General features: G+C 57.1%; 16 protein-coding genes and 1 pseudogene. 1 reads left to right on the forward strand and 16 read right to left on the reverse strand.

The genetic code is table 11. From position 1 onward, the window contains the following. Positions 1-28: 28 nt before the first annotated feature. The 12 genes and pseudogenes from tilS to ruvC all read right to left on the reverse strand — a co-directional run bounded on the left by tilS (position 29) and on the right by ruvC (position 9,792). On the reverse strand, positions 29-1,303 hold the full coding sequence (gene tilS, locus ACZ1G5_RS04455) for a tRNA lysidine(34) synthetase TilS (RefSeq protein WP_472731707.1): 1,275 nt from the start codon (positions 1,301-1,303) through the stop codon (positions 29-31). Next, a pseudogene (gene ybgF / locus ACZ1G5_RS04460) lies at positions 1,294-2,108 on the reverse strand (tol-pal system protein YbgF). Before ybgF ends, tilS begins: the two are co-directional and overlap by 10 nt. Positions 2,109-2,128: 20 nt before the next feature. Continuing rightward, positions 2,129-2,665 (reverse strand): peptidoglycan-associated lipoprotein Pal, encoded by a 537-nt coding sequence (gene pal, locus ACZ1G5_RS04465; protein WP_472731708.1) that lies wholly within the window; start codon positions 2,663-2,665, stop codon positions 2,129-2,131. 79 nt (positions 2,666-2,744) lie between these two features. Further along, positions 2,745-4,061, reverse strand: coding sequence for a Tol-Pal system beta propeller repeat protein TolB (gene tolB, locus ACZ1G5_RS04470; protein ID WP_472731709.1), 1,317 nt, complete (start codon positions 4,059-4,061; stop codon positions 2,745-2,747). Between the two features lie 103 nt (positions 4,062-4,164). Further along, positions 4,165-5,289, reverse strand: a complete 1,125-nt coding sequence (locus ACZ1G5_RS04475; protein WP_472731710.1) for an energy transducer TonB — start codon at positions 5,287-5,289, stop codon at positions 4,165-4,167. 3 nt (positions 5,290-5,292) lie between these two features. Continuing rightward, on the reverse strand, positions 5,293-5,769 hold the full coding sequence (locus tag ACZ1G5_RS04480; RefSeq protein ID WP_472731711.1) for an ExbD/TolR family protein: 477 nt from the start codon (positions 5,767-5,769) through the stop codon (positions 5,293-5,295). Positions 5,770-5,771: 2 nt separating this feature from the next. Then, positions 5,772-6,446 carry a protein TolQ gene (gene tolQ, locus ACZ1G5_RS04485; protein ID WP_472731712.1) on the reverse strand — a complete coding sequence of 225 codons (675 nt, stop codon included), beginning with the start codon at positions 6,444-6,446 and terminating at the stop codon, positions 5,772-5,774. Between the two features lie 113 nt (positions 6,447-6,559). Then, entirely contained in the window at positions 6,560-6,946 is a 387-nt protein-coding gene (ybgC, locus tag ACZ1G5_RS04490; protein ID WP_472731713.1) for a tol-pal system-associated acyl-CoA thioesterase, read from the reverse strand. Then, a complete protein-coding gene (locus ACZ1G5_RS04495) occupies positions 6,943-7,560 on the reverse strand; it encodes a hypothetical protein (RefSeq protein WP_472731714.1) in 618 nt (205 codons plus the stop codon). Before ACZ1G5_RS04495 ends, ybgC begins: the two co-directional genes overlap by 4 nt. Before the next feature lie 40 nt (positions 7,561-7,600). Beyond that, positions 7,601-8,620: a Holliday junction branch migration DNA helicase RuvB gene (gene ruvB / locus ACZ1G5_RS04500; RefSeq protein ID WP_472731715.1), complete on the reverse strand. Its 1,020-nt coding sequence runs from the start codon at positions 8,618-8,620 to the stop codon at positions 7,601-7,603. A gap of 9 nt (positions 8,621-8,629) precedes the next feature. Then, entirely contained in the window at positions 8,630-9,289 is a 660-nt protein-coding gene (ruvA, locus tag ACZ1G5_RS04505) for a Holliday junction branch migration protein RuvA (protein WP_472731716.1), read from the reverse strand. After that, positions 9,286-9,792 carry a crossover junction endodeoxyribonuclease RuvC gene (gene ruvC, locus ACZ1G5_RS04510; RefSeq protein WP_472731717.1) on the reverse strand — a complete coding sequence of 169 codons (507 nt, stop codon included), beginning with the start codon at positions 9,790-9,792 and terminating at the stop codon, positions 9,286-9,288. Before ruvC ends, ruvA begins: the two co-directional genes overlap by 4 nt. A 313-nt stretch (positions 9,793-10,105) precedes the next feature. Between ruvC and ACZ1G5_RS04515 the strand changes: the two genes are divergently transcribed. Further along, positions 10,106-10,315: a DUF1127 domain-containing protein gene (locus ACZ1G5_RS04515; RefSeq protein ID WP_472731718.1), complete on the forward strand. Its 210-nt coding sequence runs from the start codon at positions 10,106-10,108 to the stop codon at positions 10,313-10,315. 73 nt (positions 10,316-10,388) lie between these two features. Here ACZ1G5_RS04515 and ACZ1G5_RS04520 read toward each other — a convergent pair whose 3' ends face one another. From ACZ1G5_RS04520 to msrA, 4 genes are all read right to left on the reverse strand, one after another. Continuing rightward, a complete protein-coding gene (locus tag ACZ1G5_RS04520; RefSeq protein WP_472731719.1) occupies positions 10,389-10,733 on the reverse strand; it encodes a hypothetical protein in 345 nt (114 codons plus the stop codon). Between the two features lie 102 nt (positions 10,734-10,835). After that, a complete protein-coding gene (locus tag ACZ1G5_RS04525; protein WP_472731720.1) occupies positions 10,836-11,714 on the reverse strand; it encodes a 50S ribosomal protein L11 methyltransferase in 879 nt (292 codons plus the stop codon). A 30-nt stretch (positions 11,715-11,744) separates the two neighbouring features. Further along, the gene (locus ACZ1G5_RS04530) at positions 11,745-12,503 is read right to left on the reverse strand and encodes an SGNH/GDSL hydrolase family protein (RefSeq protein WP_472731721.1); all 759 of its coding nucleotides are present in this window, start codon (positions 12,501-12,503) and stop codon (positions 11,745-11,747) included. Continuing rightward, positions 12,490-13,140, reverse strand: a complete 651-nt coding sequence (msrA, locus tag ACZ1G5_RS04535; RefSeq protein ID WP_472731722.1) for a peptide-methionine (S)-S-oxide reductase MsrA — start codon at positions 13,138-13,140, stop codon at positions 12,490-12,492. The genes ACZ1G5_RS04530 and msrA overlap by 14 nt, the downstream gene beginning before the upstream one ends. Positions 13,141-13,245: the final 105 nt, after the last annotated feature.

The following is a 13,245-nucleotide window of genomic DNA, read 5'->3' on the forward strand; positions in this document are numbered from 1 at the left end:
GCGTTTCCCCTAAAATAGAGGTTAAACGTTAATCTTCAATGGCAAACGCAGAGGAATGAAAATCCGCGACAATCCGCGCGGACCAACCGCCTGCAAGACCCGCCAAAGGCGCGGCGATCAACGTCTCGCCGTCCCAAACAGAAGGAGAGGCCAACAACGATGTCCGCGGCATTCCAGTATCACGCCAGTTCGGGCATTCCTTGATACCCACGCCCAGTGCTGTGTAGGTAAGACCATCACGCAACGGCCCCTCAAGATACCAACGCCCGTCCCAGAAGACCCCTGTCGTCGCAAACGGTTGTTCGCCCGAACGGGTCAATGGCGCAGTTGCTGCGGCTTCGCGTGTGATCCGTACGGCGTTGCCGTCGTCAGGGGACAAGATGCAGCCTGCCAAAGTTGTCGTGATTCCCTTTTTCGCGGTCGACACCGTGTCCAGCAGTTGTTCAAAACGCGGGCGATACGCGCGTTGTCCGACCCAAGACAGTGCCGCAGCCATCACACGGCGTGGCGCGTCGTGTGTTTCCAGATCAAGGGCGGCAGGGGCAATAATCAGATCGCCTGCGTCCTGTCTGACATGTTGGGTGGCGAACTGTTGTGCTGCAACCTGCAGGGATTTATGCGCGGCCTGCATATGATCAATCGTCTGCAACAGCCGTTTGCGGGTCAGGCCAAGATCTTCGAGTTGGGTAAACATCTGGCGGGCCCGCACCCGATCAAACCGGGGGTCTTCGTTGCTGGGGTCATCGCACCACGCGATCTTTTCTTCCCGTAACCAGTCACGCAAATCAGCGCGCGCGATCCCCAGCAGCGGGCGAAATACGCGCAAGCCACCGCGTTGCGTCAGCGGATACATCGCGGTCAGCCCATCAATGCCGGATCCTCGCGCCAGACGCATCAAAACGGTTTCAACTTGATCATCTTCGGTGTGGCCAAACCAAACGGCGCGCAAATTATGCACCATAGCCCAGTCTTGAACCGCAGCCCAACGCCCGGCCCGGGCAGAGGCCTGAAGGTTGCCCGTCTTGTCCCATGTCCACCGTGCGACGGTATGATCCAGTCCCAGATCCGCCGCCTGATGGACCACCAACGCAATTTCATCCGCCGCCTCGGGTCGGAGGCCATGATCAACACTGATCACACGAAGGTTCTGGGGGCCGTAGATGCGTGCCGCGAGATGCATCAATGCGATAGAGTCGCCGCCGCCTGATACCGAAAGGCCAACGATGTCGTTTCGGAACGGGCTGTTTGTGACAGCCTGACGGAACCGGTCAAAAACCTGTGCCGTATCGCGGCCTACTGGCATCCCAATGCTTGCATTTCCGATTGCGCATCAACAACGGCAGGATTGCCCGGAAAACGGACATTCACTTCGGCCAGGGTCAGGCAAGCATCTTGGGTTTGTCCGATTTTGCCAAGTGATGACCCCAGTTTGAACAGCGCATCAGGGGCCTTTGGTCCGGTCGGATCACCCGAGAATGCTTCCAGATATGCGCGTGCCGCATCTGTCGTCTCTCCGAGCCCTTCGAGCGCCTCACCGCGTAAATAGTTTGCATCCGCCGTCAGCGGACTACCCGGGTAGGTCGAGACAAAGGTCGCAAGCTGGTCAGCGGCGCCGCGAAAGTCACCGGCAGCGAGCGCCCCCTGCGCCCGCTCAATGTCACTTTGCTCACCAATTGCCAGAGCGGGACCCGCATCCGGGGTGACAGGTTGGACCGCACCCGCCACAGCACCGGTATCGATACCACCAAGAGGGGTGTCATCCAGCGTGCCAATGTCACAGCCTTCTTCCAATTCACACAGACGGAAGTTCAGATCGCCAATCCGGTTACCGGCATCAACGGTGACACTGTTTACCCGAAACTCGAGCTCTTCCGATTTTGAGGTCAGGCGCTGCAACTCCGCCTCAATCGCGTTCAAGCGATCGAGGGGGTATTGCCAACAACGCCGGAATTGAGCCCACCTGTTGTAGAGAGTTCACGCTTCAAACGCTGCACATCAACAAAAAGCACAGTCAGTTGTTGTCGGATATCGGCCAATGTTTCTTCCTGCGCGACGGCAGGAAGTGGCGATAGCAAAATGGCACAAACAACTGCGATACGGTGTAACATGAGCGTTCCTTACCTCTGGATCAGCTTGTAATCGCCGAGAATGAAAGAACCGTAACGGCCCGACGGTTCTGCGCATAGCAGCTTTCCTCGGAACATACTGCGATGGGGCGTTCCTTACCAAAGCTTGTCACCTGCAAACGGCCAACCGGGACGCCGCGCGACACAAGATATTCACGCACGGCATTTGCACGACGCTGTCCAAGCGCGAGGTTATACTCACGTGTTCCCTGTTCATCCGCGTGACCTTCGATGACGGCGCGATAATCTGCGTTCGTCAGCAACCACTGGGCCTGACCATCAAGGATCGTCCGACCTTCTGGTGTGATGGTCGAGGTGTCGACCTGGAACAGAACCCGGTCACCGATCGTCTGGTTAAAGAAAAGTGGGCTTGATGGATCACTGGCCGAACCCGCAACCCCCGCACCGGCACCAAGGCCGCCATCTGCGCCTGCGCCATCTGCGCCGCCAGCACCACCACCGCCAAATCGGTCAGGGTTCGTGCAGGCCGCCGTTGCCAGCACCAAAAGCATTACCGCCGCTTTTTTAAAAAGTGTCATAAGGTATCATCCTGTTTCTTGACTGCTCTGTTTTCTTTGCATCTTAGCACGGCTTTTGCGATTAGGGAATCACACATCGTTACGGTTGCAACGGACCCCATGACGGATCTGATGCGCCGCCCTGCAAAGGTACGGCTTTCAGGTTACGCCCCGAGATATCGACAGAGTACATTGACGATGTCCCGCCGGCACCCTGCGTTTCGCGGCTGAACATAATGACCCGGCCATTGGGTGACCATGTCGGACCTTCATCAAGGAAAGATGAGGTCAGCAACCGTTCTTCTGATCCATCTGTGCGCATCACGCCGATATGGAACCGGCCTGCGTTTTGTTTGGTGAATGCCACCAGATCGCCACGCGGCGACCAAACCGGCGTACCATAGCGGCCCTGCCCGAAAGAAATGCGGGTCGCTTCGCCGCCATTGGCAGACATAATATAAAGCTGCTGGCTGCCAGAGCGATCGCTTTCAAACACGATCTGGTTGCCATCGGGTGATAGGCTGGGGGCGGTTTCAATTGACGGGGCTGATGTCAGGCGCACGCTTTGACCGCTGCCCAGGTCAGTCCGATAGATATCGGTGTTGCCACCATTCGACAGGCTGTAAATCACCGAACGCCCATCACGCGAAAACCGTGGGCTGAATGCCATCTCGCCTTGCGCTGTCTGCAACTGCTGACGGCCCACATTGGCGACGTTCAAGACGTTGATACGGGGAAAACCACTTTCAAAGCTGGTATAAAGCACGCGGTCGCCATTGGGCGAAAAGCGCGGGGCAAGCACGATGCTGCTGCTATCGGTCAGGAATTGCACATTGGATCCGTCAAAATCCATCACCGCAAGACGCTTCTGCCGGTTATCCTTCGGCCCACTTTCCGAAACAAACACAACACGGCTGTCAAAATAGCCACCCTCGCCCGTAATCCGGCTATAAACAGCATCAGCCACCTTGTGACCCATGCGGCGCCAGCCTGCGACAGTGCCTGCAAATTGCAGACCTTGGCCAAGTTCCTGACCAGAGAAGACATCATAAAGGCGGAACTTCACAGTCAGTTGTTCACCGTTGACGGTGACGGCACCGGTAATCAAAGCCTGAGAATTAATCGCACGCCAATCGGCGAAGGCAACGGGTTGCGCAAAAGAACTGACCTGACTGATGAACGCCGTCGCAGGCACCTCACGGAACAGGCCCGTGCCTGCCAAATCCTGCACAACAAGACGCGAGATATCGGATGCGGCTTGCTGCGCGGCCGGTGTTTCAGCCTCAAAGCTTGGCACTGCAAAGGTGATCGGTTCGATCACGCCGTCGGTAATCGTAATCCGCAGCGGCTCGTTCTGCGCCATTATTGGCCCGGCCAACATCAGCGCCACCAAAAGTGTCAAAAATCGTTTCATCATCTTGCCTACTCCGCCTTGCGGGGGTTCGCCCCCAACTTGCTCTGTTTTGTTGTCTTATAGCAGGGGGAAAAAACCATTTCACCTCACCTACGCGTGTCTTTGCCTATCTCAAACGCATACCACTGGGATCAAAGGTGATCACAATGTCTTTCCATTGGTCGTATTTATCAGCAGGAAGCTGGTAGCCACCCGATTGGCAGCGCAAGATCGCGCGACGCGCGGCCTCGAATGCCGTATTGGTCGCACTTTGATCGCCGTCTGATGAGATGAGACGCACGTCATTGCCCAGCACCTTACCTTCGCGGTCTAGGCTAAACCCAACCTCTACGGTCACGCGGGCCGCGACCGAGCCGGGATCAACGTTCCAACAGCGGTTCACGGACACGCGGAAACTATCGCGCTCATCACCCGTCATTGGTGGACCGGCGGCGACCGCAGGCGCGTCGTCGGCTGCACCCAAAGCCGCTTCAAGTGCTGCGGCCACGTCATCTTCGCTGGTCTCTGGCTCAGCCGGTGGCGTTGCAGGTTCTTGCAGTGCGACTTCCGCTTCTTCTTGCGCGGGCTCGGCAGGAGGTGTGGGGCGACTGGGCCGTGTCGACGGACGCACCGAAGTCGTCGGAGCCAAATCCTCGATCACAATCGCTGTTGTCTGCTCATCAGGGGCTGTCGCATCCTGCTCTTCTTCAACAACTTCGGCCTCTGCACTGTCATCCGGCACAACTTCGTCTTGCACAACATCATCAATGTTCGCATCGGGTGGTGGCGGCGCGATGATCTCAGACGCGATTGTGGGCGCCTGCGGTGGTGTCGGCTGCTCACTCACCTCTACATCCGGCGTCGGCGGTGGTGCCACAGGCGGCGCAGGTTCAACCGGGGGCGCATCTGTCACTTCTGTTTCGGGGGGTGGTGGTGGTGGCGCAGGTGGCGGCGCTTCGCTCTCAGGCGGTTCAACCGGTTCAGGCGGCGGTGCTATTTCGGCCGGTTCTTCCTGCGCAGGTGGGGGCGGCGTGTTGTCCTCAATCACGGGTGGCACGGGTGCGGTCGGGTCTGCATCACCGGGGTCAGGTGTCGTGCGCGCACGCATCTGTTTAAACTCTTCGCCTGATACAACAGACACATCCATCGTCTGGATTTCCAATGGCTCAGACGTCAGGCCCCAGCCAAGCAGTAGCCAGCCGATCAGCCCAACATGGCCAACCCCTGAAATGATGGTGCCCGGCGTTGCCATGATCTATCCGTCAGTGCCGCCAGCGGTCGGAGGTGCGATATCCGTCACCAGACCAATATCGGAAAACCCACCGGCATTCAGCAAACCCATAATCTGGGCCACGCGGTTCCAGTCATTGCGGCCATCGGCGCGCAGGAAAATCTTGTCGCTTGTGCGCTCGGCAGCAATGGCCTGCAAACGGGTGACAAGCTCGACCTCGGTTGTGTCGGTCTCTTGAATCATCACGCGACCATCGTCGGTTATCGTCACTGTCAGCGGTTCCTCATCATCACCGGGCAAGGCGGTGGCGGATGTTTCCGGCAGTTCAACCGGAACACCGACAACAGACAAAGGTGCTGCCACCATAAAGATAATCAGCAACACCATCATCACGTCCACAAAAGGCGTGACATTGATCTCTGACATTGGCTTGCCCTTGCGCGACCGACGGCGGCGGCGTCGGCCCCCGTCATCACCAGAATTCATAACACCAGCGCCCATGATCAGCTATCCAACTGGCGGCTGAGGATGGTGGCGAATTCATCGGCAAAAGCCTCATATCCGCTGACGATCTGATCACTATCAGCCGAAAACTTGTTGTAGTAGATGACCGCCGGGATAGCCGCCAAGAGGCCAAGGCCAGTTGCCAACAGCGCCTCTGCGATACCGGGGGCGACAACGGCAAGGTTTGTCGTCTGCGCCTCGGCGATTTCGATGAACGCATTCATAATGCCCCAAACGGTGCCGAAAAGCCCAACAAACGGTGCCGTCGACCCAACGGTGGCCAGAATGGGCAGCCCCTTCTGCAAACGGGACGCTTCTTTCGCGATGGCAACATCCATAGATCGGTCAATCCGGGCCGTGGCCCCGGCAATCAATCCACCGTCTTGCCTGTGCGATCTGCGCCACTCCAGCATACCGGCGGCGAATATCTTTTCAGACTGTCCATCCGGGTCCGCACCAATCTGATCAAAGAGACCATCCAGCGGTTCGCCTGACCAGAACGACCGGTCAAAGACATCGGCCTCGGCCCGCGCCTTGCGATACTGAATGGTTTTGTCCACGATCACGGCCCAGCACCAGATCGAGGCTGCGATCAACATGATCATGACGATTTTGACGGTAATTGTCGCGCGCGCGAACAACGCCCACATTGTGAATTCGTGTGCTGCTTCCATGTGCCTGCTCTGCCTTTAGGCCCGATTTTGGGCTCTGATTGGGACAGAGCCTAACGCATCAGAGCAGAGAAATCCAACCAATCTGGCATCACATCTGCGAAAAGACGGGGTTTTTAAGGGTTCGAGCGGCGGATGACCGCCGGAAGACGCGCCACACGACCAGTCTCATCCATGCAAATGATGGTCACACTCGCCGAAAACAGTACCTGATCGCCACGCTTCACATCCTGTTTGACGACAAGGCGGACGCCGGACCCGTGCGCCATAGTTGTTTCCACAACTAACGCATCATCATACTTAGCAGGCAAAAGGTAATCCGCCTCAACCCGGCGCACCGCAAAGACAAGACCCTTCGCCTTCATCCGCACCTGATCGATACCAAGTTCACGGACCCATTCGCTGCGCGCACGCTCAATGAATTTCAGGTAGTTGGCGTAATAGACGATACCCGCAAGATCAGTATCTTCGTAATAAACGCGTATGGGGAAACGGTGCGTCATAACGCAGGCCTGATCCGCGCAGACAGGCGCAAAGCATGGCTGGCATCCTGGGACGCTGCAGGCATCACCGGGTCATAGGCGGCGCGGATCACATCCGCGATCTCTGGCCGCAAAACAGCTTTTTCTTCGATCAACGCCAAAGGTGGTGTCTCATCAAAGGCCGTGTCTGACCATAGCAAGATTGTTTGCACAGCCTGACTAAGTGCCAGCGTATCCGCGGGCACCGCCGCCATATGCGCATCCATCCGCAAGAAAACAAAAGCAGCGCGGATGGCTCCGGCCTCATCAAAGCGGAAAATTCGATATTGGTTGGCATCCGCCTGTTTCAGCTTCTCAACCAGCGGCCCCAGATCGGGCACCAGTTGGTCCAGATGCGGTACCTCGGTCAACTCGTCCCACTGCTCGCAGAAAAAGATCATCAGGTTCGCACCCAACTCCGGGTCGGTTTCCGCCATCTGATGTGAAGCCAAACTTACGACAGCCTCGATCGCCCCTTTGAATACGGCCAAAGACGCCTCATCCACACCGAACACCACCGGTACAATAGGCCGCCCCCAACGCGCAAAAACATAAGCCCCATCCGCACGGGTAAAGAGATGCTCCACGTCACTCATCATCTTGCCCTGTAAACTCCCGCCGGAGGCACCAGCCCCATCATCCAAACAAATCCGTCTGCGACTTAGGCGCATCCAGCCCCAGATGCGCCCAAGAGGCCTGCGCCAGCATACGGCCCCGCGGGGTGCGCTGGATCAGACCTTTTTGCAGCAGATAAGGCTCTATCACATCTTCCAGACTATCGCGGCTTTCGGATAGTGCCGCAGACAAGGTTTCGACCCCGACAGGGCCACCCCCATAACTCTCGGCAATCAACCGCAGATAGCGACGGTCGGCGTTATCAAGCCCCAGATGATCCACGCCCAGCCGGGTCAAAGCCCGATCCGCGATCTCTTGCGTGACCGTCCCATCCCCTTCAACAATCGCAAAATCCACGACGCGGCGCAGCAAACGGCCCGCGATACGCGGGGTGCCCCGGGCGCGGCGCGCAATCTCGCGCGCGCCTTCGGGTGCAGCAGGTGCACCCATCAACCGCGCGCCTCGTGTGACGATCTCGTGCAATTCGTCTTCGGTGTAGAACTCCAACCGGGTCGGAATGCCAAAACGATCCCGCAAAGGTGTCGTCAGCAGCCCCATGCGGGTTGTCGCCCCAACGAGGGTAAAGGGCTGTAATTCAATCCGCACGGTCCGTGCAGCCGGACCTTCGCCAATCACCAGATCAAGCTCGAAATCCTCAAGTGCGGGATAAAGCACCTCTTCCACAGCCGGGTTCAGCCGGTGGATTTCGTCAATGAAAAGCACATCGCGCGCTTCCAAATTCGTCAGGATTGCCGCCAGATCACCGGCCTTGGCCAGCACCGGACCAGAGGTCATGCGAAAGTTCACCCCCAACTCACGCGCCATAATCTGGGCGAGTGTCGTTTTGCCCAGACCGGGAGGGCCGTGAAACAGCGTGTGATCCATCGCCTCGCCCCGACGACGGGCACTTTCCAGAAATACCGACAGGTTCGCACGCGCCGCCTGCTGACCAATAAACGCATCCAACGTCTGCGGTCGCAAAGCGCGATCAGCATCCTCTGGCTGGGGATCCGGGCGCAGGGTTGGGTCAGGTTGGTCCATGTCGCACCCCTACCCTTTCGGCGCCAACAACTTCAAGGCAGCACGGATCAGCGTTGAGGTATCCGCATCAGGTGCCGCACCCGCTGCCTTAGCGACAGCGCTTGCCGCCTCACCCGGCGCATAACCGAGGTTGCCCAAAGCCGAGAGCGCCTCAGCAGATGCAGCATTGGCCTGCGGTGCGGGCGCACGCGGGGTCTGATCCGGCGTCTCAACCTCAACCACCGCGTCACCCTGCGCTTCAGCCACAGACCCGCCCATCGCCATCACGCCGGGGGCTTTGTCTTTCAATTCAATTGTGACCCGCTGTGCGGTCTTGGGGCCAACACCCTTGGCCTTGGCCAGCGCGTTCCAATCACCCAAAGCAATCGCGCGGCTGACCCCGTCAGCACCCAAGGTGCCAAGGATCGCCATCGACGCCTTTGCGCCAATCCCCTGAACGGACATCAGCAAACGATGCCATTCCTTTTCCACCAAAGTGGTGAACCCAAAGAGCTGCAGATTATCTTCGCGCACCAAAAGATCGGTAAATAGCGCGACCGCCTCGCCATTCCCCGGCAAGCCCGCCATGACCCGGTCCGAGACGTAGACGATATAGCCAACGCCCCGTACATCAATCAGCACATGATCCGTACCGCGATACTCCAGCCGCCCCGCAATCTTGCCGATCATGCTGTGGCCCTTGCGAGTGCTGTTGCCAGACTGCCTGCGGATTGCACGTGGAAAGAATGACAAATCGCGATGGCCAATGCATCGGCGGCATCTGACCCGGCCAATTGCACACCGGGCAACTGCACCTTCACCATATGGGCCACTTGCGTTTTATCTGCGTGCCCCACACCAACGACTGCTTTCTTGATCGCGTTGGGGGCATATTCGCCAATTGCGAGCCCAGCCTGTGCCGGGACCAACATCGCAATCCCGCGTGCCTGACCCAGTTTGAGGGTCCCGGCCCCATCCTTATTTACGAAGGTCTGCTCTACTGCGGCGGCCTGCGGCTGATATTGCGCAAAAACAGCTGTCAGCTGTTCATGCAATGACAACAACCGCTGGGCAAGATCATCACCAGTTGAAACACAAATCCCATTGGCGACATGGCTGATCCGCGGCCCGTCAACGTCAATGACCCCCCAACCCATGTTCCGCAAACCCGGATCAATCCCTAAAACACGCATTGCTCGCCCCGATATTATTGTTCTAATTTTACCAGTAGCACAAAAGGCGAACAAAGACCAAGTGTATTGGTTTTGCGCGCATTTGACCCCGTACACTCAAAGATGGTCCAAACGCGTCACTCAACGGTTCGAAATCGACTTTGTTAACCTATTGTAAATCAATGGTTTGCGGCAAAATACGCACAAAAATAAGGCATGTTGAAAACGCATATGACCCTTGCCCAAATGGCACTAGTCAACATGCATTTTCCCTCCTAGATGCGCCCTATGAGAACAACGCTGCATGCGCAGCATAGACCTAAGGAAAACGGCCATGGCCTCTTTTGACACAAACCGCACTGCTGCCGGCCTCTCCGGCGGCAAGACCACATCTTTCATCGCATCTGTTCTGGCTGCATTTTCTGCATGGAACGATGCACGTGTCACACGCAATGCGCTGTCCAAGCTGACAGCGCGCGAGCTGGACGATATCGGCCTGAATTACGGTGATATCGACGCGATCGCGACACGCACTGCCCGCTAAGCTAGCGCACTGAAAAATGCGAAAGGCCGCGTTTATGCAGAACGCGGCCTTTTCGTATTGATCTTGAGAACTGTTACTGCGGCAGAACCGTCGCAATACCTTGCGCAACGACATATGTCACCGGGTCAGGCTGCATGACCCATGCGCCCGCTTGTTCAAGCACAGTGCCGCCTTGCAGCGTCGCGACGCGCTCTGCATAGCTTGCTTCGCCAAGGTAGGCGAAGAGGAAACCTTTGAACAGGAAACCAAGCATTAGGACCACAATCAGACCCTTGAGCGGGAATCGCGGCTTATAGAGGCGTGGCTTAGCGACGATCAAACCGTCAGATGTGACCGTGCGGACAACACCATTGGCCATCTTGTCATGCCGGCGGACGATACGTTTTAGTCTTTTATCAAATGGGACGTTGGCTTGCACCTTGGGACCCTCCAGGAAACTATAGAAAAACAATTTCACCTAAGATCGCGAAAAAACGCGCTCCAAACAAGTTATTTCTCAACCGACCTGTCGGAATCGCGGCTAAACCGGTGCCTTTTTGCCTATTGTAAGGGTGGTCCAATCAACAATCACACGCTTTTCAATCAGATTGAACCCATTTTGTTGATAAACCGATATGACCTCATCCGCTTGTTCATTCAGGATCCCAGAGAGAATCGCATAACCTCCCAAAGCGACATTCGCGCTCATATCGGGTGCCAAACCAATTAACGGTGCCTTCAGAATATTGGCAAAAACAAGATCATAGGGACCTTTGTTTTTAAGTGTTTCCGCATCAAAACCTGTCGCGATCATACAGGTGACCCGACCGTCCAGCTCATTGCTGCTGACATTCGCTTGGGCGACCTCGACCGCAACAGGATCAATGTCGCTGGCCAGAACCGAATTTGGCAAAACCTTGGCGGCGGCCATCGCCAGAACCGCTGTGCCGCACCCGACATCCAATACCTTACCGCCCGAAAATCCGGCATCGAGCAAGGCATCGAAGGCTTCTAAACATCCTTTTGTCGTCCCATGATGGCCCGTTCCAAACGCCATTGCCGCATCAATGAGCAAGGGAATTTTGTTCGACGGGATTTTATCGGCGTCATGACTGCCGTAGACAAAGAAGCGGCCCGCCTCAACAGGCGCGAGTTCGCGCTGCACCTTGGACACCCAGTCCTGATCAGGGATGTCGGAGATATTGAACGGTTTGGCCAAATGTAGCGCTGACAGAACGGCCAACGCGCCCGCATCCGGTCGTTCCATGAAATAGGCGGCCACTTCCCACAGACCGGATCCATCCTCGATTTCAAAGACGCCAACGCCAGTGGGCTCCGGGGTCAATTCTTCCATATGTTCAGCAAGTCGGTAGGCCGCATCTTCGCCCGCGATCGTCGTCAAAGCCGAATAGGTTGTCATGATCATGCCTTCACGCTGTCTGCGCCTGCGTTATGACGCGCCCCGCCGGGCGTCAAGCAGTTCAGGGTCCGACAGGACAATGTCGGCAATCTTCTCGGCCCATATGGCATAGACGACGGGACCGGGATGAAAACCGTCTTCCGACATGTTGCTTTCATCCAACCGCAGGTCAAACGCAACCGCCGTGCACCGGGGGCGTTGTGCGACAAGCCGACGCAAATGCCGATCAAACCGCGCAGCCTGCCGTCCCAACACCCAACGCAACGGATGCGGCAAAAGCGGGAACTGCCCAACAGGCGGAAGGCCTGACACAACGATCTTGCGCGCGGATAACCGGGCTATGATCGAGTCAAAAAGGGCATTTTGCTGACCTAGCCACCGACGAAGCGACACCCCTTTGGTAACGTCGTTTACCCCTAGTGCTGTGACCACAACGTCATACTGCGACGGGTCCATATCTTCGAGCCATCCAAGTACATCGGACGTCTTTGCGCCTGTCTGCGCGACAAGATCATAGTCAACCGTCAACCTGTCGGCCAACCGGGTAGTCAGCTGACCAAGCAAAGCATCCGCCTGCGTTCTCACCCCAACACCAGCGGCAGAGCTATCGCCGATGATTAGCAGGCGTAACGTCGGCCCGGCACCTACCGTCCCGCGACGCGCTCCTTCGGGCTCTGGCAATTCGATGTAGCGCGTCCGCACGAAAACGGCCTGCCCCAAAACGACAGGCATCAGCAGCACGCGCGCCGCAATATCAAAAATATCGCGCGTGGTTCTAGGCCCCGACACCAATCGGACAGGTCACGCCGGTACCGCCAATCCCGCAATAGCCATTGGGATTTTTGGCCAAGTATTGCTGGTGATAGTCCTCGGCAAAATAGAATGTGGGCGCATCAATGATCTCTGTTGTGATGGCGCCATAACCTGCGCTGGACAGACGTGGCGCAAAGGCTGTCTTTGATGCCTGTGCCGCAGCCATCTGTGCCGCCGAATAGGTGTAGATGCCGGAGCGATACTGCGTTCCCGCGTCATTGCCCTGCCGCATCCCTTGCGTCGGATCATGACCTTCCCAAAAAACCTGCAGAAGCTGGTCGTAGGAAATGACGGACGGATCAAAGATCACCCGCACAACTTCATTGTGGCCCGTTTTGCCTGAACATACCTCTTCATAGGTCGCGTTTGGCGTGAAGCCCCCGGCGTAGCCGACCATAGTCGATTGTACGCCATCAAGCTTCCAAAACATCCGTTCAACGCCCCAAAAGCACCCCATGCCGAACATGGCTTCATCCATACCCGCAGGTACATCACCGGTCAGAGGCGTGCCGAAAACGAAATGAGTGTCCGCTGTTGGGATAGCAGATGGACGGCCTGGCAAAGCGGCCTCTGCCGTCACCATTTCTGATTTTGAACGAGACATGAAAAACATCGGCGCACTCCTTTTTCTGTTTCACCAGATAGGGCGTTCTTAGCGCAAGACCAAGCCCGCGATTTGCCACGTCTTCGTGACCACGCCGGGGCAGAAATGCGTGAT

The sequence above is a fragment of the Yoonia sp. JB2-21 genome, assembly GCF_055693545.1.

Excerpts from the sequence above, each read along its gene's own strand:
- ACZ1G5_RS04495 (WP_472731714.1), bottom strand. The coding sequence starts at position 7,560 with ATGAGTGACGTGGAGCATCTCTTTACCCGTGCGGATGGGGCTTATGTT.
- ACZ1G5_RS04480 (WP_472731711.1), bottom strand. The coding sequence starts at position 5,769 with ATGGGCGCTGGTGTTATGAATTCTGGTGATGACGGGGGCCGACGCCGC.
- tolB (WP_472731709.1), bottom strand. The coding sequence starts at position 4,061 with ATGATGAAACGATTTTTGACACTTTTGGTGGCGCTGATGTTGGCCGGG.
- msrA (WP_472731722.1), bottom strand. The coding sequence starts at position 13,140 with ATGTTTTTCATGTCTCGTTCAAAATCAGAAATGGTGACGGCAGAGGCC.
- pal (WP_472731708.1), bottom strand. The coding sequence starts at position 2,665 with ATGACACTTTTTAAAAAAGCGGCGGTAATGCTTTTGGTGCTGGCAACG.
- tolQ (WP_472731712.1), bottom strand. The coding sequence starts at position 6,446 with ATGGAAGCAGCACACGAATTCACAATGTGGGCGTTGTTCGCGCGCGCG.
- ACZ1G5_RS04525 (WP_472731720.1), bottom strand. The coding sequence starts at position 11,714 with ATGACAACCTATTCGGCTTTGACGACGATCGCGGGCGAAGATGCGGCC.
- ACZ1G5_RS04475 (WP_472731710.1), bottom strand. The coding sequence starts at position 5,289 with ATGGCAACGCCGGGCACCATCATTTCAGGGGTTGGCCATGTTGGGCTG.
- ruvC (WP_472731717.1), bottom strand. The coding sequence starts at position 9,792 with ATGCGTGTTTTAGGGATTGATCCGGGTTTGCGGAACATGGGTTGGGGG.
- ACZ1G5_RS04515 (WP_472731718.1), top strand. The coding sequence starts at position 10,106 with ATGGCCTCTTTTGACACAAACCGCACTGCTGCCGGCCTCTCCGGCGGC.
- tilS (WP_472731707.1), bottom strand. The coding sequence starts at position 1,303 with ATGCCAGTAGGCCGCGATACGGCACAGGTTTTTGACCGGTTCCGTCAG.
- ruvB (WP_472731715.1), bottom strand. The coding sequence starts at position 8,620 with ATGGACCAACCTGACCCAACCCTGCGCCCGGATCCCCAGCCAGAGGAT.
- ruvA (WP_472731716.1), bottom strand. The coding sequence starts at position 9,289 with ATGATCGGCAAGATTGCGGGGCGGCTGGAGTATCGCGGTACGGATCAT.
- ybgC (WP_472731713.1), bottom strand. The coding sequence starts at position 6,946 with ATGACGCACCGTTTCCCCATACGCGTTTATTACGAAGATACTGATCTT.